Raw genomic sequence first — 19,107 nt, forward strand, 5'->3', positions numbered from 1 at the left:
CTCTTGGAGTAAAAATGGATCGGCACTACATGGCCAGATTCGCCTTCAAAAATTTATTCCTGATCAAGTAATCAGCTTAAAACTCTTTAAATTTAGTCACTTAAGAAAAATTACTTAAAAATCAAAAGCTAGTGACATTTGTGGGTGATTGAAACTGGCACACATATGGCTTTAGTCGATGAGCGTTTTGTATACATAATCCAACCACAATAAATACAAATGCTTTGCTGCCTTCACGTTCAGTGCGGGTAAGCAAGGGCCAAATCGACAAACCCCTGCTTCGGTGACAGCAGGGATCAGGAGCCAGCCGGCATGCCCATACAAAGTTCTGCGACTTCACTTGTAGGCAATACCACCGCTCTCACCCCCTCTCCTGTCAGCTCTCGCCAGGCGGCCTTGCCGTTGAGCCCGCGGCTGCACAACAACGACCTGGCACCTACCAAAGCGGAAGGAAGACGATGGGGCTTCTACAGCCTGTTCGCACTCTGGACCAATGATGTACACAACATTGCAAACTATTCGTTCGCAATGGGCTTGTATGCCATGGGGCTGGGTGGCTGGCAGATCGTCATGTCACTCGCCATTGGCGCGATGCTTGTGTACTTGTTCATGAACCTGTCCGGCTACATGGGCCAAAAGACGGGCGTGCCCTTCCCGGTGATGAGTCGCATCAGTTTCGGCATCCATGGCGCGCAAATCCCCGCCCTGATCCGTGCGGTCATTGCCATTGCATGGTTCGGTATCCAGACTTACCTGGCCTCTGTGGTGTTGCGAGTACTGGTGACCGCGGTGGCGCCAAGCTTGGGCGCCTTTGACCATGACTCCATTCTGGGCCTATCCAGCCTGGGTTGGGCCTGCTTCGTCAGCATCTGGCTGGTGCAACTGGTGATCATGGCTTATGGCATGGAAATGGTCCGCCGCTACGAAGGCTTCGCCGGCCCCGTTATCCTTTTGACGGTCGCAAGCCTGGCAGCCTGGATGTACTTCAAGGTCGATGGGAACATCACTTGGGCCAGCCGCGACCCGCTGACCGGGGCAGCCATGTGGCGCAGCATTCTCGCAGGCGGTGCACTGTGGCTTGCGATCTACGGCACGCTGATTCTCAACTTCTGTGACTTCGCCCGCTCCTCGCCGTGCCGCAAGACCATCCGGATTGGGAACTTCTGGGGCCTGCCAGTCAATATCCTGGTGTTTGCCACCATTACCGTGATGTTGTGCGGTGCTCAGTTCTCCCTCAACGGGCAGATGATCGAAAGCCCGACCGACATTATCCGCGCCATCCCCAACACGTTCATGCTGGCCCTGGGATGCCTGGCGTTTCTAATCGTAACAGTGGCAGTGAACATCATGGCCAACTTCGTGGCCCCGGCGTTCGTGTTGAGCAACCTGGCACCACGCGTCCTGAGCTTCAAGCGTGCCGGCCTGATCAGCGCCATGATCGGCGTGCTGATCCTGCCGTGGAACCTCTACAACAGCCCACTGGTGATCGTCTACTTCCTCTCGGGCCTGGGCGCCCTGCTCGGCCCACTGTATGGCATCATCACCGTTGACTACTGGCTGGTGCGCAAAGGCCGGGTCAACGTACCCCAGCTTTACACCGAAGACCCCAATGGCGCGTACTACTACTGCCGCGGCGTGAATCTGCGGGCCGTTGCCGCCTTTGTTCCCGCTGCCGTGATTGCCATTGCCCTGGCGCTGATGCCGATGTTCGAGCAGGTGTCCCCCTTCTCCTGGTTGTTTGGCGCTGGCATCGCCGGGGCGATCTACTACAGCATCGCTGACCGTCGCCGCGCCTTTGAAGAGCTGGACGGCGAATCCATCGCAGTCGCCAACGCCGCCCACTGATACGTGCCAGGGCCCTCGGGCCCTGGCTTACTTGTTTGTAAAGGATCATTTGCATGAGAATTCTGGTCGTTAACGTCAACACCACCGAATCGATCACTCAGGCTATCGCCGAGCAAGCCCGTCGCGTAGCCGCTCCCGGCACTGAAATCATCGGCCTGACACCGCATTTTGGCGCCGAGTCCGTAGAAGGCAATTTCGAAAGCTACCTGGCCGCCATCGCGGTCATGGACCGGGTAATGTCCTACGACGAACCTTTCGATGCGGTCATCCAGGCGGGCTATGGCGAACACGGTCGTGAAGGGCTCCAGGAGCTGCTCAACGTACCGGTGGTGGACATCACTGAAGCCGGCGCCAGCCTGGCGATGCTGCTGGGCCATGCCTATTCGGTGGTCACCACGCTGGATCGCACTGTTCCCTTGATCGAAGACCGGCTCATGCTGGCCGGGCTCTCGCAGCGCTGCGCTTCGGTGCGGGCCAGCGGGCTGGCCGTGCTTGAGCTTGAAGAGGATCCGCAACGGGCCGTGGAAGCGATCGTCACTCAGGCCGAGCTTGCGGTCAAAGAGGATCGTGCCGAAGTCATTTGCCTGGGCTGCGGCGGCATGGCGGGACTGGACGAGAAGATCCGCGAGCGTACGGGTGTGCCCGTGGTCGATGGGGTCACGGCTGCCGTGATGCTCGCCGAATCACTGGTGCGCCTGGGGCTTTCGACCTCCAAGGTCAGGACCTACGCTCAACCGCGTCCCAAGCAAATCCTGGGTTGGGCTAATCGCTTCGGGCGCTGATCGGCGCTCGCCCATTCGCGCGTAGCCAGGCTACGCGCGAATCACTCAAGGCTCAGTCTTTCTGGTCGCGCAAAACATTGCCCGACTGGCCATCAATCCGAAATTCGTATCTCAAACCGTCGGCCTTCTTCCCCTCGCCCTTCCAATAGCCATTGTGGTCCGCTTCGATTCCATGAATCGTGACGTAGCCCTTGGATTTGGCCGCTTCAATCGCCTTCTCGATAGAAATCCAGCCGGCACCCGGCTCATCGGCCAACACCACGCCCGCGCCTCCGACCGCCGCACCAATGTACAGATCAGGGAATTACTCAAGCATTTTGGCTTACGCACCAGCCTGATCCGCCTGAAGGTCATCGATGCACTGCTGCACGCCTCTCGGGAGGGCCGCTCGATTGGCGTGCGTGGCGTTCATAGTCAGTTGGCGGAGCTGGACATCCCGGTGTCATTTCTAAGCGTGCGTGAAGCGCTCAAGCGACTCAGCGCCGAAGGCGTCATCAGCCTGGGCAACGACAAGGCCTACAGCCTCAACCCGCAAGCGCGGGCGATGCTGGATGCCAGCTGAGCGCATCACCCGAGCCGCCTTCGACGAGGCGGCTCAAGGCTTCACTTTACGCCGCATGATGCCGTTGATGACCACCACCACTATCGCCACGCCAATGGCAATGTACTGGAAAACTTTTTCGCTGATCACACCCGCGGTCTGCAGATAGGAGAGCCCGAACATCATCCCCAGTACGATCAGGGAGATGAGGATGGAGTATTTCAGGCGTTGAGACTGATTCATTAAGGGTTTCCTGCTTGACGATTCAAAACGCACATATTACCTGAGCCTTGCCACTGAATCCTTTCCGGCTGTAGGGCAACATTTCAAGCATGCAAACATGCTTCTTCAAACCCTGAAGGAGTCCACCCATGCCCAGACACTTAATGGCCGCTGTTTTGGCCCTGCTGATCAGCCCAGCGCAGGCCATGCAAACCGAATCCGTCGACCCCGACACTTTATCTGCCTTTGCAGCAACGCTGGCAGCCAATGCCAGCGCCAGCCAGTGGCAGCAGCTTTGGCAGCGCACTCGTCAGGCGGGCCATTTCACATCGACGTCCAACCAGCCGTTTTTCAGCACAGCCTCCCATGAGCTGCCTGCCCTGGTGGCAACCACACTGGGCCAGGCTCAAAACGTGACCCCCCTCAAACGCACGCAGGCCCGCTACCGGCACGATTTCACCCCGCAAATCGTCGGCCAGCATCACGATCAACCGTTAACGGCTATTTGCATTTGGGTCGACTGGCGATCGGTGGCCGAAGGCGCTAACAGCCATGATGCGACGGCACTCAGCCAGGCCAGCCTGCTACTGACCAAACCCTGCACATGAGCCCTTCAAACTTTGCCTACCCGCACATGCAGGAAAAATTTCCCCTATCAATAAAACCAAGGCTTGCGCCGCCAATCAGCACCCAGGGACTTCGCGCACTTTGCACATTGCCTACCGGCTGAATGCCAAAACGGCTACTCACCGCAAGTCGCTTGCAGCCTAGATCTGCAAACAGGGCTTGGTCGAGAATCGACTCAGGGCCTCAGCCTGTTTTTGAGGGTGGAGGCAACCACGCCCGCGGCGCGAAACCGTTTGCAGGCCAATCATCGATACAGGAAGTCAACATGGACGTCACAGACCTCAAGCGAGTCGATATCTCCCAACTCCCGCACACTCTGCAAATGCTGGTCGACTGTATCGGCCTGGAACATGCCTACCGCCTGACCTGCATCTATGGCGGGCGCCCCAAGTACATCCCCAAACACGCTGAGCGCACCTCCCTGGCCGAAATCCTGCCCCAGGACGAACTCAAGGCCCTGATCAAGCGCTGCGCCGGAATGGCACTGGAAATCCCCAAGGCCGATCACTTTTTCCGGCAACTGCGAAATCAGCAAATTCAACAGGAGAGCTCCGACGGCTATTCACGAAGTGTACTGGCAGACAAGTACGGGCTTAGTTTGCGTCAGATCGGGAATATCCGCAGGCTGGCGTAGGCTGTCTGAGCGCTGTGTTACTGCGTGAAGCCTTGCGCAGTAACGCTCGCTACCGATCAGCGCAACGGTGCGACTGCCCCAATGCTCGCGAACAATCGATGTTGGGGTTCTGCTTTCATTTTGCATGTGCGCTGAGCGATTGCCTGGGTGATCCCTTCCTGCTGATAGTCCCTCTCTCGATGCTTGATCATGCGCTGGCTGAATTCTCAGACACAGACAAGGACATCTCCCATGGCAACAATCGATAACGGCTTGATCGGCTCGGTCATGAACGCATTACCGCTGGATCGCATGATCGGCGGCCCACTGCAAGCGATGATCACGGCGCAGATTTCGGCGAGCAAGTCATACGCCGACTTCCTGATGGGCGTGTGTATCCAGGATGGCAAAGCTGTCGCGATCCAGTTCGATTACGATGAAACCATCACCGATGAGCAAGGTGTCTATAAAGGCACTGTCTCCAAGAAAATGCAGATCCCGCTATTGGCGGCGATTACTCACCCCAACATTTGCATCGAAGAAGGCAATATCGAGTTTGAGCTGACCATCAGCCAACAAGCCGAGAGCATGTCTGAAACCGCAGGCGAAGCCTCGTTCCAGGCATCGTTGGGCTGGGGCCCGGTGCGTGTTTCGGTCAAGGGTCAGGTCAGCCATAAATCCAGCCAGACCCGCAAGACCGACACCCGCGCCCGATACGCCTTCAATACCCGCGTCGTACGCCAGGACCCACCGGAAGCCTTGCAGCGAGTGATCGAGTTTTTGACCGACGCCGCCACCAAGCCGACCATCATGAAAGATGCCGCGCCGCAAAACACCGAAGCCTTACCGCCGTCGGCGCTGCCGATGCCCGACCAAGAGCAACCGGCAGCCTCTTCCTGACCTCCACCTTCACCCCGCCCTGTTCAATGCCTCGCCCTTTGGCGGGGCTTTCTCGTTAGTTCAAGGAGCCGACTTTCGTGGCCTTCTATTCCCGCAAGAAAGAGCCGATGACCGCCAGCGACCTGCGTGATATCACCCGAGGCCTGCAAGAAGCCGCCGCCGCCACCAATAACCTGATTGCCCAGCAGTACATCAAGCTGTTCGATCAGTTTTTTGACTACGACGCTGATGACCTCGGCACGCCGATGAAAGCCAAGATGGTGGAGGTCGCACTGGATGATCACCACCATATGCGCATCCCGCTGGTGGCGCTGGTGGCGCCTCGCGGCCTGGCGCTGGAGCAGATGCAAGTGGATTTGTCGGTGCGAATTCAAGCCACGGAGCTGGCCAGTGCCAGCCATGAACTGGAAAACGGCAGCCTGCAAAGTGAACGCTTTTTCGTGACCGTTGGCGCCGATAAGCGCCGAAGTGATGATCGGGACCCCGACGAAGTACAGATCAGCCTGGTGTTCAAGGCGTGCGAGCCACCGGAAGCCGTGAACCGGCTGATCGAGGAATACACCAACCTGATCAGCCCCATTCGCATAGCACCGCCGCCTGCACCCACTGACGACTCCAACGAATTCATTGAAGCCGCCAAGGTTCGCTCAAACGATCAGAAGTCGCGCTTGTAAAAGATGTCCAGCGAGCTTGCCAGGCCGCTGGCCGCTTCCAGATACAGGCGCTTGCTCAACAGATAGCGCAGCGCGATGGTGTTGGCCGGCTCAAAGACGCCAACGCCATAGCGCAGGCTCAAGCGTTCGGACAGGTTACCGCTGGCCACCACGCTGGTGCTGTTGCCAGCCCCCTCGGTGTCCAATTGGAAGTCTTCGATACCGAGCCGGTTAGCCACCGCGCTGGTGAGGCCGGAGCTACCGGCCAACCCCAGGCCGAGAGCCGCCTGGGCCAACATGTTGTTATCTTCGCCGCTGCTGGCCAGTGGACGCCCCAGCACCAGGTACGACAGCGCCTGCTCCTGGCTCATGGCAGGCTCGGAAAACACTTGGGTGGTGGGTTGCTCGGCACTGCCCGTCAAACGAATACCGGCCACCACGTCGTCGGTTTTGCGAATGGCTTCAATGTCCAGGTAGGGCTGATCGATCGGGCCTGCAAACAGCAAGCGTGCACGGCGAATGGTCAGGCGCTGGCCATAGGCCCGGTAGCGACCATCATTGAGGTTCAGCTCACCGCGGGTATCCATGTTGTCGCCGATATGCACCTGACCTGCCAGGTTCGCGGTCAGGCCAAAGCCCTTGAACGACAGTTTTTCCTGGCCGACCTCGACGTCGATATCCATGGCCATCGGGATCGGCTTTTTGCCCTCTTCGGTTTGATGACCGACGATAACCGTGTCCTCTGAAACCTTGACCGTCGAAGGTGGCAACTCGCGAATGACGATCTCCCCCTTGGGAATCAGAACCTTGCCGGCAATGGCGATGCGTTCGCCATTGACCTGAATCGTCAGGTCCGGGGTGGCTTCAAGCACCGCGTAAGGTTCGACACTCACCGGCAGGCGGGTGCCTTGCACGCGCAGGTCCACATCCAGGGCTTGGGCCCAGCTGATTTGCCCGCTCACGTTGCCCTGGCCGGTTTCCCCGCCATTCCAGTGACCTTGCAGTTGCACGCTTTCACCGGCAATCAAGGCCTGGACTTGCAAGTCGTGCAGGGCGGTCGGCAACTCTGCGCCACTGATTTCGCCATCTTTCAAGGTCACGCTGCCGTTCACCAGCGGCGCCAGCAGGCTGCCGGACAAACGCCCCGCGCCATCGAGCTGGCCATTGAGGCGTTCGACCATCGGCACAAACGGTCTGGCGATGGCCAGGTCCAGCCCGCTCAGGCGGAAATCACCCGTCAGGGGTTTGTTTTTCTGCAATGGGCTGATCTGGGTGTTGACCACCAGCTCACCCAAGCGCGCGCCGATGAAGTCGAGCCGCGTGTCGATGCGTTTGGGCCCAAGCTTGCTGTCCAGACGCAGGGTCTGATAGGGGAAATCCAGCCACTGGCCTTTCTCGCGCAGGCGCAGGGTGCCACCACTGGCATCCACCAGCACTTGCCCCTTGGGGCCAGCGGCCGGCAGGTCAAGTTGCACATCGGCGTTCAGGCGACCCTGCCAGGCGAAATCCTTGGGCATCCATTGCGCCAGGCTTTCCAATGGGAATTGCTTGAGGTGCCAGCGCAGTTTCGGCCCCGGCAGCAGGCGCTGATCGTCACCACACAGGGTGGCGGTGCCTGCGGCCCAGCAGTGGGCCCCCAGGTCCACCTGCCCGTTGGCCAGCCGCGCTAGTTTTGCCGGGCCTTGAAGGCGCCAGTCCTGGCCACCGGTCTGTACATCGCCGCTGGCCAGGCGCCCGCGCCAATCGCCCTTGTCCAGGCGGCCATCAAACCCCAGGTCGAGCTTCAGTTTTGGGCCCTGCAGCGCCAGTGTCAGGGCCTGCTGGCGAATATCGCCCTGGCCTTTGGCGATGAGCGTCCCAAGGGAGGTGTCGCCGACGCGAATGCTGTTGGCGTCCAGATCAACCTTGGCCTGTTGGGCAGCATCCAGGATGGCCGACAATTGAAGGCTTTGAACACGGTTCTCCTGAAAGGCCAACTGGCTGCCTTGCAGCTTCAACTGCCCTTCAGGCTTGTCGAGGCTGCCAGCGACATCCAGGCGTCCTTTGACCTGGCCTTGCAGGCCGGGCCATAACTGGCCCAGGCGTGCCAGCTCAATATCGATCTGGCCCGCCAGCCGCTGCTGCAGGCTGCCGCTGCCATGAATACGATTGGCACCCAGGCTGATTTCCAGCGCAGCCAAGGTCCAGTGCTGGTCAGCGCCCTGGGCCTTGGCCTGCAGCACCGCCGGCTGACCGCGCAAACGTCCCTTGAGGTCCAGGTCGGCGTCGAGCTTGAGCTTGCCATCCTTGAATTCACCGCTGCTGCGCAAGGGCCCGGCCAGCGTGCCGGGCAGTTCGGCAAGCCAATAGGCTGGATTCAAGGCGCTCAGTTCCAGCGCTGTGTCCCAACCGATACCGTCGGCAAATTTCACATTGAGGTGCCCCGCCGCCTTGCCCTGCCCTGCATCGAGCTCCAGTTGCGGCAGGAAGACCTGGGTCAGATCGCCACTGACCGGGCTTTTGAGACTGAATGCGCCCGCCGGCCCCTGCAGATCGCCGCTGAAATTGCCCAGGTACTGGCCGTCTCGGTAATCCACTTGGGCGTTAAATCGCTTGACGCTGACGCCCGGCTCCTCGATCACCGGGTACAGTCGATGCCAGGGAAAGTCGAGCCAGTCAACCTTGGCCTGGGCAGCGAAGCCCTTTTCCCAATCAAGTTTGCCGATGACATTCAGGCGCTGCTCGGCACTGGCCGTCAGGTCCAGGGCGGCGATATCCGCCCCCTTGGCATCCACCCGCCCGCGTAGTAGCAATGCAACAGGCCCTTGCTCGGCGGGAAGGCTGGCCTTGCCATTGAGGATGTAACCGGCAGCCAAATCGCCTTCGGCCGTCAGTTCAAGCTGATTGAGTTGCAGGGTGTCAGGAAGGCTGGCTTCAGGCTTGAAGCCATCGGCTGTCAGGCGCAGGTGCGCCGGCAAATTTTCGGCCAACGGCTTGAGATCACCCTTGAGCTGACCCTGCAGATAACCGCTGCTGTCGGCTTGCAGGTGCAGGGTGTCGAGCAGATCGCCTGTTATTTTCAACGCTAATTGCCAGGACTGCTCGCCCATGGCCGGCAACTGCAATTGGCCGCTGGCTTCCAGTGGCCAACGACCGCCAGGTTTCAAGGTGCCGCGCAGGTCCAGGCGCAGGTCATCGCGTTGCAGGGTCAGCGATTCGAGTTGCAACCCCGCCACTGTCCAGGCGGCCGCCAATTGCAGCTGGCTCAACTGCTGGTTGCCGTCCAGGCGCAGGCTGCCAATACGCACATCCCCCAGTTCAATAGCCAAGGGCAGTTGCAGGTCGGGCAATTGCAGCGGGCCTTTGTCTGGCTGCGCCTCGGAGGGGGCCAGATCAAGGCTGATCTGATCCACATGCAACTGATCGATGCACAGGGTCATGCGCAACAGGCACCCCGGCGACCAGGCCAACAACGGCTTGTTCAGCTCAACCCGATTGGCACCTTGCTCCCAGAGCAGATGATCGGCCTGCCATTGGCCGCCCAACCGGCCGCTGTAACCTTCCAGCTGCAAACCTGGCACTCGGGCCAGTGCCCAGCGGCTGCCGGTTTCGGTGCCCAACACCAGGGCCAGGCCGACAGCCACCAGCACTACAAGGCCCACAAGCCCCAACAAAACAATCTTCAAACCCCGCTTCACAGCTCTGGCCCCATGGAAAAGTGCAAACGAATGCCACCCTCGTCATCCAGCGCATGGGCCAGGTCCAGGCGCAGCGGCCCGACCGGCGACACCCAGCGCAGGCCAATACCGACACCGGTATTCAGGCTTGGCAGTTCAAGCGTGTTGAAGGAGTTGCCCTGATCGACAAAAGTCGCCACCCGCCATTTTTCGGCGACTGAATATTGGTATTCGAGGCTGCCGGTCAGCAGATAACGGCCGCCGATCTTGTCACCGTCGGAGTTCTCCGGCGACAGGGATTGGTAGTCATAGCCACGCACGCTCTGGTCACCACCGGCATAAAAACGTAGGGATGGGGGGATTTTCTTGTAGCCATTGGTGGCGCTGCCGCCGAACTGCACCCGCCCCAGGAAACGATGATTCTGGCCGATGGTGGTCAAGCCCTTGACCAGCACGTTGCCGTGCAGCAGGTTGGTGTCCGACAACAGCCCTTCCTTGGCCACTTGCGCGTCGAATTGCAACCGATAGCCGTTGTGCGGATCGATTCGATTGTCGCTGCGCAGGTATGAGTAGCTAACACCCGGCATCAACAAGGTACTGAGGCCCGAGTCATCGCCCAGCTTGTACTCCTCGTGCTGCCACTTGAGGGAAATCACCCGCTGCCAGCCGCTGGGCAACTTGCTGTGCCATTCAGGGCCCAGGGTCAGTAATTTACTGACGCTGTCGGTGTTGGCAATTTCTTCATATTGATAGCCACCGGCAAAACGCAGCTTGTCGGTCAGTGGCGGGTCCAATGGAATGTCATAGAACAGGCCGACGTTCTGGCGCGGCGCCGACAGCTCCATTTCAGTGCCGTAGCTATGGCCTTGCGGGTTGGCCCAGTGCCGGGTCCAGTTGGCCTTGCCGCGCGGGCCGACGTCAGTCGAGAAGCCCAGCCCCAGCCCCATGGTCCGTGGCTTGCGAGTCTGCAATTGAACACTGACCGGAATCGTCTGGGCAGAGGCCGCAGTGGGCGCTGCATTCACGCGCACGCCCTCGAAATAGCCACTCGATTGCAGGGCCTGAGTCAGCTCGGCGATCAGTTGCGAGTCGTAGGGGGTGTTTTCCTTGAAGGGCACCATGCGTTGCAGCAGGTCTTCGTCGAACGGCGTGTCACCCTCGAAGCTGACTTTGCCCAGGGTAAAGCGCGGGCCGCTGTCGTAGATCAATTCGATATCCGCGACACCGGCCTGGGGATCGACGGCCAGCCGCTGGCGCACAAAACGGCCATTGAAAAAGCCGTAGCGCGAAGCCTGGCTCTGGATCAGATGCTTGGCATCCTCGTAATGACCATGGTTGAGCACAACGCCAGGTCGCAGGTCCTGGCTGTTGGGGATCCGAAAAGATTTAAGCTCGCTGGCAGGGCCCTGGATACGGAGGGTCACCTCGCGCAAGCGCACGGGCTCACCGGGCTCGATTGTCAGTTCCAGGTTAAGGTGCTTCTTGTCCTTGGAGGGTTTGACCTCGCTTTCTATATGCGCCTGGTAATAACCCAGCGCCTGGGCGGCTTTGCGCGCCTGCTCCTCGGCGCCGCGGCTAAACCGCAGCAACGCTTCTTCGTCTCGCTCGCCGAGGCTGCCGATGTACCCTTCGACATTGGTCTTGAGTTCCTTATTGGCAGGCTTGATCCGTACCACCAGCTCGCTTTCGGCATGGGCCGCCAGACTGCTGAGCGACAGGATAAGCGCGCTGAAAAATCGTCCTGAACATTTCATAGGCGCGGATGCTAACACGAGCAAAGGGCCGAAATAGAGCCCGAATTGACTGCAGCCTAGACCGCAACCTGTGGGTTGGGATGAAAAAACACATGCTCGCGTATCGGGCCGATGGCCACCTCACCGATCTCTTCATAGCCTTGGCGCTTATAGAACGCCAGGTATCGTGGGTTACCGGTATCAATCACGACCCCGTCGGAATGGGGATCCTGGGCACACCAGTTGTGAACCGCCGCGAGCAACAGCTCGCCGTAGTGCTGCCCCTGGAACTGTGGATGAATGCCCAACAGCGGCAATTGATGCACCGCGTCGGACGGCAGGCACGCCAAAACAGCCATGTGGTAATCCAGGTAACGCCGTGTGCAACGAAGGCCCGTGCTGAGCAACATCCGCAGGCGCCACGCCCAACTTTCAGTCACCTCCAGGCGCCGCTGCGGTGGCGCAATCAGGGCGATTCCGATCAGGCGATCATCGATCATCAGGCCCAAGGCCGGCAAATCCTGCAGAAAGTGCTGCTTGACGAGTTCGCGTACCGTGGCCCTCACCCGCTGTTCATAGCCGGACTTCTGGGCGTCGAACAAGTAGGCGAAGGTCGGTTCATGGCGGTAAGCGTTATAGAGCAGCGAGCGCGCCTCTCGGCTGTAGCCGCCATCGAGTAGGTGAATCGTGGCGACGGCATCAACAGTAGCAGTTTCGGACATGCACATGACTCCTCGATCCACAAGCGTGCGCTCGGTCGGCGCCTGAGCGCTCCTGCGACGTTAGCAGGCGATCCACTGGCCCGCCACGCTGGCAGGCGCCATCGATGTCGGCTAGCATCGTTTTTTTTGCACCAGGATTGCCGCCCCATGAAGATTGTCTCGTTCAACATCAACGGCCTGCGTGCCAGGCCTCATCAGCTCGCGGCGCTGATCGAAAAACACCAACCCGACGTGATTGGCCTGCAGGAAACCAAGGTCAGCGACGAGCAGTTCCCGCTCGCCGACGTCCAGGCCCTGGGGTATCACGTTCATTACCACGGCCAAAAAGGTCACTACGGCGTTGCCCTGCTGTCGCGCCAACCGCCCCTGAGCCTGGTCAAAGGCTTTAGCAGCGACGAGGAAGATGCCCAGCGTCGGTTTATCTGGGGCACCTTTGCCGACCACAACGGCCAGCCCGTGACCATCATGAATGGCTACTTCCCCCAGGGTGAGAGCCGTGCTCATCCGACCAAGTTCCCGGCCAAGGAACGTTTCTACCGCGACCTGCAAACCCTGCTCGAATCCGAGTTCAGAAATGACCAGGCGCTGATCGTGATGGGTGACGTGAACATCTCCCCTGAAGACTGCGACATCGGCATCGGCCCGGACAACGCCAAGCGTTGGCTGAAAACTGGCAAATGCAGTTTCCTGCCTGAGGAACGCGAATGGATGGCGCGCCTGAAAAACTGGGGCTTGGTGGACAGTTTCCGCCACCTGAACCCACAGGTGAGCGACCGCTTCAGTTGGTTCGATTACCGCAGCCGCGGATTCGAGGACGAGCCCAAGCGCGGGCTGCGCATTGACCTGATCATGGCCTCGCAAGCGCTGGTGCCACGGATCAAGGACGCTGGTGTGGATTACGATCTACGGGCCATGGAAAAACCAAGCGACCACGCCCCGATCTGGCTGGAACTGGCCTGATTCCATCTCCTTGAACTGGCCTGATGCCTATCCCTTTGTACCGCTCTGATGCCAATCCCTTTGTACCGGTCTGATGCCATCGCCTGTAGGAGCAGACCTTGGTCGCGATGGGATCGCCTCGGTGTCTGCTATGAACCGCGGCGATCCCATCGCGACCAAGGTCTGCTCCTACAACAGCCACGGCGATACCATCGCGATGGTCCGGCATTCCGGCAAGGTCGGTATCAGCTGTAACCCTTCGGTCATCTGACTGACTTATTCTCCCGGCACATCCTTCGAAGGTGCTGCCGCATGCTCCGCCCTCCGCTGCTTCCGTTGATTTTCATGCTGGCCGTGTCGTTGCTGACAGCCTCGGCAAACGCGGCATTGCCGCTCGCGCGGGGCGATGCGCCGGTGCTGCGGATTCAGGGCTCGAACACCATCGGTGCAGTACTGGGCCCAGCCCTGGTGAAAGGCCTGATGGAACAGCAAGGGCTGAACAATGTGCAGGTACTCCCTACCGAAGCCTTCAACGAGGTCAGGGTTCAGGGCACCACCGCTAAGGGCGAGCCCGTCTGGGTGGAGGTTGATGCCCACGGCTCCAGCACCGGCTTCCAGGCGCTGGAGCACGATCAGGCAGACCTCGCCGCCTCGTCGCGGCCGATCAAAAACAGTGAGCGCGATGCCCTGCTGGGCCTGGGCGACCTGCAAAGTCGCCAGGCCGAGCAGGTCATCGCCATCGACGGCATCGCCATCATCCTGCACCCGGACAACCGTCTGGCGCAGCTGGATACGCTGCAACTGGCCCGGATCTTTGCAGGCGAAGTGACCGACTGGAGCGAGCTTGGCGCCCCCCGAGGGCCGATTCACCTGTACGCTCGAGATGACCGTTCCGGCACCTTCGACACCTTCAAGTCGTTAGTACTGGACCCGCAGCAACAACAATTAAGCAGTAGCGCCAAGCGCTTCGAGTCCAGCGAAGCGTTGTCCGACGCGGTGGCCAATGACCCACAAGGCATCGGTTTTATCGGCTTGCCTTATGTACGCCGAGCCAAACCCATCGCCGTGTCCGACGGTGAAGGCCAACCACTGGCGCCCACCCCGCGACTGATCGCAACCGAGGATTATCCGCTGTCACGCCGGCTGTATTTCTACCTGCCGCAAACCACCCACAACCCTTGGGCGCAGGCCTTGGTGAGCTTTGCCCAAAGCCCGGCAGGCCAGGCGCTGGTCGCTGACGTGGGGTTTGTGTCGCAGACGGTACAGGCCATGAAGGTAGAGCCCCAGGCACAGATGCCCGTCGCCTACCGGCAACTGGCCCGTGATGCGGTGCGCCTGTCGGTGAACTTTCGCTTCGCCGAAGGCAGCGCCGAGCTGGACAACAAAGCCTATGCCGATCTGCAGCGAGTGGTGGACTACCTGCAGGCTCATGACAAGTCGGCCAGCCAAGTCAGCCTGGCCGGTTTCGGCGATGCCAAGAGTGACCTGGCTCGCGCCACGTTGCTGTCGAAATTGCGCGCCCTGACGGTGCGTCGCGAACTGGCTCGCCATGGACTGATCGTAAGCGACATTCACGGCCTTGGCGCCCATTTGCCGGTGGCCGACAACGACGGCGACGAGGGCCGGATAAGGAATCGTCGCGTCGAAGTCTGGGTCCGCTGATCAATGCTCGCTGCGCTGCATCTCCTTGGGCAGGTACTTGCCGATCTCGTACTTGCCAATAGCGGCGCGGTGCACTTCATCCGGGCCGTCGGCCAGGCGCAAGGTGCGCTGCATCGCATACATGTAGGCCAACGGGAAATCGCCGGAAACCCCGGCGCCGCCATGGATCTGGATCGCACGGTCAATCACCCGCAAGGCCACGTTCGGCGCCACCACTTTGATCTGGGCGATTTCGCTGCGGGCAACCTTGTTACCCACGGTGTCCATCATGTAGGCGGCCTTGAGCGTCAGTAGCCGGGCCATGTCGATCTCCATCCGCGAATCGGCGATCTTGTCGACGTTACCGCCCAAGCGTGCCAGCGGGCGACCGAATGCGGTGCGCGCCACCGAACGCTTGCACATCAGTTCCAGGGCGCGTTCAGCCATGCCGACCGAGCGCATGCAGTGGTGAATACGGCCTGGCCCCAGGCGCCCCTGGGCAATCTCAAAACCACGGCCTTCACCCAACAGCACGTTCTCGTAGGGCACTCGCACATTCTCGAACACCACTTCGGCGTGGCCATGAGGTGCATCGTCGTAACCGAACACTGGCAAGGGGCGAACAATCTTGACCCCAGGGGTATCGACCGGCACCAGAATCATCGAATGTTGCTGATGGCGCGGGCCATCGGGGTTGCTCAAACCCATGAAGATCAGGATCTTGCAGCGCGGATCACAGGCGCCCGAGGTCCACCATTTGCGCCCATTGATGACCCACTCATCACCTTGGCGCTCGGCCCGCGCCGCCATATTGGTGGCGTCCGAGGAGGCGACATCCGGCTCGGTCATGGCAAAGGCGGAGCGAATCTCACCCCGCAGCAACGGCTCCAGCCACTGGCGCTTCTGCGCTTCATTGGCGTAACGCACCAGTACCTCCATGTTGCCGGTGTCCGGGGCCGAGCAGTTGAACGGCTCGGGACCCAGCAGGGAGCGACCCATGATTTCCGCCAGGGGCGCGTACTCAAGGTTGGACAGCCCTGCTCCCAGCTCCGACTCGGGCAAAAACAAGTTCCACAAACCCTCAGCCCTGGCCTTTTGCTTGAGCTCTTCCATGATCGCCGTGGGCTGCCAGCGGTCGCCTTCGGCCACTTGACGCTCAAACACCGGCTCAGCCGGATAGACATAGGCATCCATAAACGCGGTGACACGTTCACGCAGCGCCTGAACCTTGGGGGAATACGCGAAATCCATGGCAGTTACCTACTCGAAATGAGGGAAGCGGGAGACATGGAAAAGAGGCTAGTGCAGTGATCTGGATTTACCTAGCCTATTCTCGGCGTGTATAAACATTCATCACCGATATATGATCGGCCAATAACACAACAAGAGGCGCCGCCCGTGAACCTGAGCAAGGTTGACCTGAATCTGTTCATCGTCTTCGATGCTATCTATACCGAAGCGAACCTCACCCGAGCCGGGCAGATCATCGGCATTACCCAGCCAGCCGTGTCCAACGCCCTCGCCCGCCTGCGCGAAACCTTCAACGACCCGCTGTTCGTGCGCACCGCCCAAGGCATGGTGCCCACCCCCATGGCGCAGAACATCATCGGGCCAGTGCGCAATGCGCTGTCGTTGCTACGGGTGTCGGTTCAGGAAAGCCGCATCTTCAATCCACTGCAAGCCAATAAGACGTTTCGCATCAGCATGACCGACCTCACCGAGGCCGTGGTGCTGCCGCCCCTGTTCCAGCGCCTGCGCCGGCTGGCCCCGACGGTGGCGATTGAAAGCTTTTTGTGCAAACGCCGAGAAACCACCAAGGAGTTGGCCGCAGGCCGCCTGGACTTTGCCGTTGATGCGCCGCTCAACACAGACCCGCAGGTACGTCACGTCAAGCTGATGCAAGATGCCTATGTGTGCGCCATGCGCCAGGGCCACCCACAGAACAAAGGCACGCTCAGCCTCGATGAATACCTGGCCCTGACGCATATTCACATTTCCAGCCGACGCAACGGCCTGGGTTATGTCGACCTGGCGCTGGGCAAAATGGGCTTGAAGCGCAAGATCGCCCTGCGTTCGCAACACTACATGATGGCTTCGCAAGTGATTGCGCACACCGACATGGTCATGACCGTGCCGGAGCGCTTTGCTCGTCACCACGGGCTGGCCTACGCGACGCTGCCAGTCAACGACGTACCCGCCGTTGAAACCCACCTGTACTGGCACGAAAGCACCGACCAGGACCCGGCCAACCGCTGGATGCGCGAGCAGATAATCGAGTTGTGCCAATGGGTGACCGCCCAGGATGACAAAGCGATCAAGGCGGCCGCGCCGGCTTGAATCAACGATGCGCCTTGACGTAAACGTCAAGCTGCAATTAGGTTAGTGCCACGCCTCTTTTCGAGCATGCCCATGAGCAGCCAGACCTACAGCATCTCCGATTTGTCCCGCGAGCTGGACATCACCACCCGGGCCATCCGCTTCTATGAAGAACAAGGCCTGCTCAGCCCCGAACGCCGAGGCCTTGAGCGCATCTACTCGGGCCGCGACAAAGTCAGCCTGAAACTGATCCTGCGCGGCAAGCGCATCGGTTTCTCGCTGGCCGAGTGCCGCGAACTGATCGAGCTCTACGACCCCACCAGCGGTAACCAGAAGCAACTCAACAGCATGCTGGCAAAAATCGCCGAACGGCGTGCCCAGCTCGAGCAGCAGTTGCTGGACATCCAGCACATGCAGCTGGAACTGGACACCGCCGAAGAGCGCTGTGTGATGGCGCTGGCCGAAACCGTGAAAAATCAGAACAACGGCCAGTAATGGCCCCTGCCACAGGAACCCCCGCAATGTCATTGCCCAGCAAGGTACGCCTGGTTGAAGTCGGCCCCCGTGACGGCCTGCAGAATGAAGCCCAACCCATCGCAGTCGCCGACAAGGTGCGCTTGGTCGATGATCTGACCGATGCTGGCGTCAGCTACATCGAGGTGGGCAGCTTCGTGTCGCCCAAATGGGTGCCGCAGATGGCCGGATCCGCCGAAGTGTTCGCCGGCATCAAGCGCAAGCAGGGAGTGACGTATGCCGCGCTGGCCCCCAACGTGCGCGGGCTCGAGGATGCCCTGGCATGCGGGGTGAAAGAGGTGGCCATCTTCGCCGCGGCGTCCGAGTCGTTTTCGCAACGCAATATCAACTGCTCGATCAGCGAAAGCCTGGAGCGCTTCATGCCCATCATGGACGCGGCGAAGGTCCATGGCCTGACGGTACGCGGCTACGTGTCCTGCGCGCTGGGGTGCCCATACGAAGGTGAAGTGAGCCCGGCACAAGTGGCCAGCATCGCGCGCGAGCTGTTCGCCATGGGTTGCTATGAAGTGTCGCTGGCCGACACCATCGGCACCGGTACGCCAGGGGCTACCCGCACGATGTTCGAAGCCGCGGCCGCCTTTGTGCCACGAGAAAAGCTGGCCGGGCACTTTCACGACACCTATGGCCAGGCGCTCGCCAACACCTATGCCAGCCTGCTGGAAGGTATTTCGGTGTTCGACAGCTCCATCGCAGGCCTGGGCGGATGCCCCTACGCCAAAGGCGCTACGGGCAATGTTGCCACTGAAGACGTCGTTTATATGCTCAACGGCCTGGGCATCGACACTGGCATTGATCTGGATCGCCTGATCGCCGCGGGCCTGCGTATCAGCGAGGTGCTCGGCCGCCCCAGCGGCTCACGCGTGGCCCGTGCGCGCAGCGCCGCACACTGAAACCTGCGGGGGTAACAGTCTGATTGCGTCAGAGTGTTACCTCATACCGACATGCCGAGTCATGCGGAAACAAATCGTCAGGATTTTTTTGCGTCGGCTGCGGAACTTTTGGCTGAAACCCCCGTTTTCATTGGGTTTTTAAAAGTTGGCACGGGACCTGCTATAGGTTCTGTACAACAAAAACAATAAATGCGACACACCAATAAAAACAAGATGAAACGACTCTGACATAACAAGAACAAGCACGACAGAGACGAAGCTAACAGATTTTTTTGGAGAGGATGTGCGTTCCAGGGGCTTGCCCCGCAGCCGGACAGAGAACAACAAAACTACCCCAAGGTAGCTCCCGAGTCGGTTGGACCAGCAGTGGTGAAGGCAGATCAGCGATCAAAAAAATACGTTTGCTCTTGACCCCGAATGGGGGTCACCAAGAACGCGGTAAAGGGTCACGGCCTACAAAAACAACAACAGACCGCCCCTCAATAAAAATAAA

Annotated in this window: 19 protein-coding genes; 13 read left to right on the forward strand and 6 right to left on the reverse strand. The window is 59.9% G+C overall.

Features of this window, described 5'->3' with window-relative positions; translation table 11 throughout:
• Positions 1–312: 312 nt before the first annotated feature.
• The gene (locus AC3IX4_RS19415; RefSeq protein ID WP_489257024.1) at positions 313–1,845 is read left to right on the forward strand and encodes an NCS1 family nucleobase:cation symporter-1; all 1,533 of its coding nucleotides are present in this window, start codon (positions 313–315) and stop codon (positions 1,843–1,845) included.
• A gap of 53 nt (positions 1,846–1,898) precedes the next feature.
• Positions 1,899–2,627 (forward strand): aspartate/glutamate racemase family protein, encoded by a 729-nt coding sequence (locus AC3IX4_RS19420; protein WP_489257025.1) that lies wholly within the window; start codon positions 1,899–1,901, stop codon positions 2,625–2,627.
• Positions 2,628–2,679: 52 nt separating this feature from the next.
• On the opposite strand, the gene AC3IX4_RS19425 is transcribed toward AC3IX4_RS19420, so the two are convergent.
• The gene (locus AC3IX4_RS19425; protein ID WP_489261320.1) at positions 2,680–2,922 is read right to left on the reverse strand and encodes a PepSY domain-containing protein; all 243 of its coding nucleotides are present in this window, start codon (positions 2,920–2,922) and stop codon (positions 2,680–2,682) included.
• Here AC3IX4_RS19425 and AC3IX4_RS19430 point away from each other — a divergent pair, their 5' ends adjacent.
• On the forward strand, positions 2,923–3,189 hold the full coding sequence (locus AC3IX4_RS19430; RefSeq protein WP_489261321.1) for a fe2+ zn2+ uptake regulation protein: 267 nt from the start codon (positions 2,923–2,925) through the stop codon (positions 3,187–3,189). It abuts the gene before it with no gap.
• Positions 3,190–3,222: 33 nt separating this feature from the next.
• Here AC3IX4_RS19430 and AC3IX4_RS19435 read toward each other — a convergent pair whose 3' ends face one another.
• Positions 3,223–3,411 (reverse strand): hypothetical protein, encoded by a 189-nt coding sequence (locus AC3IX4_RS19435; protein WP_489257026.1) that lies wholly within the window; start codon positions 3,409–3,411, stop codon positions 3,223–3,225.
• 128 nt (positions 3,412–3,539) lie between these two features.
• Between AC3IX4_RS19435 and AC3IX4_RS19440 the strand changes: the two genes are divergently transcribed.
• The 4 genes from AC3IX4_RS19440 to AC3IX4_RS19455 all read left to right on the forward strand — a co-directional run bounded on the left by AC3IX4_RS19440 (position 3,540) and on the right by AC3IX4_RS19455 (position 6,204).
• On the forward strand, positions 3,540–3,998 hold the full coding sequence (locus AC3IX4_RS19440) for a hypothetical protein (protein ID WP_489257027.1): 459 nt from the start codon (positions 3,540–3,542) through the stop codon (positions 3,996–3,998).
• A gap of 284 nt (positions 3,999–4,282) precedes the next feature.
• Complete coding sequence (locus tag AC3IX4_RS19445) at positions 4,283–4,651, forward strand: Mor transcription activator family protein (protein ID WP_489257028.1); 369 nt, start codon at positions 4,283–4,285, stop codon at positions 4,649–4,651.
• 231 nt (positions 4,652–4,882) lie between these two features.
• A complete protein-coding gene (locus tag AC3IX4_RS19450; protein ID WP_489257029.1) occupies positions 4,883–5,530 on the forward strand; it encodes a DUF2589 domain-containing protein in 648 nt (215 codons plus the stop codon).
• A gap of 107 nt (positions 5,531–5,637) precedes the next feature.
• Positions 5,638–6,204, forward strand: coding sequence for a DUF2589 domain-containing protein (locus AC3IX4_RS19455; RefSeq protein WP_489261322.1), 567 nt, complete (start codon positions 5,638–5,640; stop codon positions 6,202–6,204).
• Here the strand turns inward: AC3IX4_RS19455 and AC3IX4_RS19460 are convergent.
• From AC3IX4_RS19460 to AC3IX4_RS19470, 3 genes are read right to left on the reverse strand one after another with little or no spacing between them, the layout of a single operon-like run.
• Positions 6,186–9,860 carry a translocation/assembly module TamB domain-containing protein gene (locus AC3IX4_RS19460; RefSeq protein ID WP_489257030.1) on the reverse strand — a complete coding sequence of 1,225 codons (3,675 nt, stop codon included), beginning with the start codon at positions 9,858–9,860 and terminating at the stop codon, positions 6,186–6,188. The two genes, AC3IX4_RS19455 and AC3IX4_RS19460, sit on opposite strands and share 19 nt — an antisense overlap.
• Positions 9,857–11,593: an autotransporter assembly complex protein TamA gene (locus AC3IX4_RS19465; RefSeq protein ID WP_489257031.1), complete on the reverse strand. Its 1,737-nt coding sequence runs from the start codon at positions 11,591–11,593 to the stop codon at positions 9,857–9,859. The genes AC3IX4_RS19460 and AC3IX4_RS19465 overlap by 4 nt, the downstream gene beginning before the upstream one ends.
• Before the next feature lie 56 nt (positions 11,594–11,649).
• Positions 11,650–12,294 (reverse strand): GNAT family N-acetyltransferase, encoded by a 645-nt coding sequence (locus AC3IX4_RS19470; RefSeq protein WP_489257032.1) that lies wholly within the window; start codon positions 12,292–12,294, stop codon positions 11,650–11,652.
• Between the two features lie 147 nt (positions 12,295–12,441).
• On the opposite strand from AC3IX4_RS19470, the gene xthA reads away from it, so the two are divergent.
• The 3 genes from xthA (at position 12,442) to AC3IX4_RS19485 (ending at position 14,895) form a co-directional block, all read left to right on the forward strand.
• Complete coding sequence (xthA, locus tag AC3IX4_RS19475) at positions 12,442–13,254, forward strand: exodeoxyribonuclease III (RefSeq protein ID WP_489257033.1); 813 nt, start codon at positions 12,442–12,444, stop codon at positions 13,252–13,254.
• 121 nt (positions 13,255–13,375) lie between these two features.
• Complete coding sequence (locus tag AC3IX4_RS19480) at positions 13,376–13,504, forward strand: hypothetical protein (protein ID WP_489257034.1); 129 nt, start codon at positions 13,376–13,378, stop codon at positions 13,502–13,504.
• A gap of 41 nt (positions 13,505–13,545) precedes the next feature.
• On the forward strand, positions 13,546–14,895 hold the full coding sequence (locus AC3IX4_RS19485) for a substrate-binding domain-containing protein (RefSeq protein WP_489257035.1): 1,350 nt from the start codon (positions 13,546–13,548) through the stop codon (positions 14,893–14,895).
• On the opposite strand, the gene AC3IX4_RS19490 is transcribed toward AC3IX4_RS19485, so the two are convergent.
• Positions 14,896–16,125 carry an acyl-CoA dehydrogenase gene (locus AC3IX4_RS19490; protein WP_489257036.1) on the reverse strand — a complete coding sequence of 410 codons (1,230 nt, stop codon included), beginning with the start codon at positions 16,123–16,125 and terminating at the stop codon, positions 14,896–14,898.
• A gap of 147 nt (positions 16,126–16,272) precedes the next feature.
• On the opposite strand from AC3IX4_RS19490, the gene AC3IX4_RS19495 reads away from it, so the two are divergent.
• From AC3IX4_RS19495 to AC3IX4_RS19505, 3 genes are all read left to right on the forward strand, one after another.
• Entirely contained in the window at positions 16,273–17,211 is a 939-nt protein-coding gene (locus AC3IX4_RS19495; RefSeq protein WP_489257037.1) for a LysR family transcriptional regulator, read from the forward strand.
• A 72-nt stretch (positions 17,212–17,283) separates the two neighbouring features.
• Positions 17,284–17,685 carry a MerR family transcriptional regulator gene (locus AC3IX4_RS19500; RefSeq protein ID WP_489257038.1) on the forward strand — a complete coding sequence of 134 codons (402 nt, stop codon included), beginning with the start codon at positions 17,284–17,286 and terminating at the stop codon, positions 17,683–17,685.
• Positions 17,686–17,711: 26 nt separating this feature from the next.
• Positions 17,712–18,614, forward strand: a complete 903-nt coding sequence (locus tag AC3IX4_RS19505; RefSeq protein ID WP_489257039.1) for a hydroxymethylglutaryl-CoA lyase — start codon at positions 17,712–17,714, stop codon at positions 18,612–18,614.
• Positions 18,615–19,107 lie beyond the last annotated feature (493 nt).

It is taken from the genome of Pseudomonas sp. KH_021 (assembly GCF_057838865.1).

What these genes read in the sequence shown, in the direction of transcription:
- AC3IX4_RS19415 (WP_489257024.1), top strand. Translation starts at nt 313, where the DNA reads ATGCCCATACAAAGTTCTGCGACTTCACTTGTAGGCAATACCACCGCT.
- AC3IX4_RS19420 (WP_489257025.1), top strand. Translation starts at nt 1,899, where the DNA reads ATGAGAATTCTGGTCGTTAACGTCAACACCACCGAATCGATCACTCAG.
- AC3IX4_RS19435 (WP_489257026.1), bottom strand. Translation starts at nt 3,411, where the DNA reads ATGAATCAGTCTCAACGCCTGAAATACTCCATCCTCATCTCCCTGATC.
- AC3IX4_RS19440 (WP_489257027.1), top strand. Translation starts at nt 3,540, where the DNA reads ATGCCCAGACACTTAATGGCCGCTGTTTTGGCCCTGCTGATCAGCCCA.
- AC3IX4_RS19445 (WP_489257028.1), top strand. Translation starts at nt 4,283, where the DNA reads ATGGACGTCACAGACCTCAAGCGAGTCGATATCTCCCAACTCCCGCAC.
- AC3IX4_RS19450 (WP_489257029.1), top strand. Translation starts at nt 4,883, where the DNA reads ATGGCAACAATCGATAACGGCTTGATCGGCTCGGTCATGAACGCATTA.
- AC3IX4_RS19455 (WP_489261322.1), top strand. Translation starts at nt 5,638, where the DNA reads ATGACCGCCAGCGACCTGCGTGATATCACCCGAGGCCTGCAAGAAGCC.
- AC3IX4_RS19465 (WP_489257031.1), bottom strand. Translation starts at nt 11,593, where the DNA reads ATGAAATGTTCAGGACGATTTTTCAGCGCGCTTATCCTGTCGCTCAGC.
- AC3IX4_RS19470 (WP_489257032.1), bottom strand. Translation starts at nt 12,294, where the DNA reads ATGTCCGAAACTGCTACTGTTGATGCCGTCGCCACGATTCACCTACTC.
- xthA (WP_489257033.1), top strand. Translation starts at nt 12,442, where the DNA reads ATGAAGATTGTCTCGTTCAACATCAACGGCCTGCGTGCCAGGCCTCAT.
- AC3IX4_RS19485 (WP_489257035.1), top strand. Translation starts at nt 13,546, where the DNA reads ATGCTCCGCCCTCCGCTGCTTCCGTTGATTTTCATGCTGGCCGTGTCG.
- AC3IX4_RS19490 (WP_489257036.1), bottom strand. Translation starts at nt 16,125, where the DNA reads ATGGATTTCGCGTATTCCCCCAAGGTTCAGGCGCTGCGTGAACGTGTC.
- AC3IX4_RS19500 (WP_489257038.1), top strand. Translation starts at nt 17,284, where the DNA reads ATGAGCAGCCAGACCTACAGCATCTCCGATTTGTCCCGCGAGCTGGAC.
- AC3IX4_RS19505 (WP_489257039.1), top strand. Translation starts at nt 17,712, where the DNA reads ATGTCATTGCCCAGCAAGGTACGCCTGGTTGAAGTCGGCCCCCGTGAC.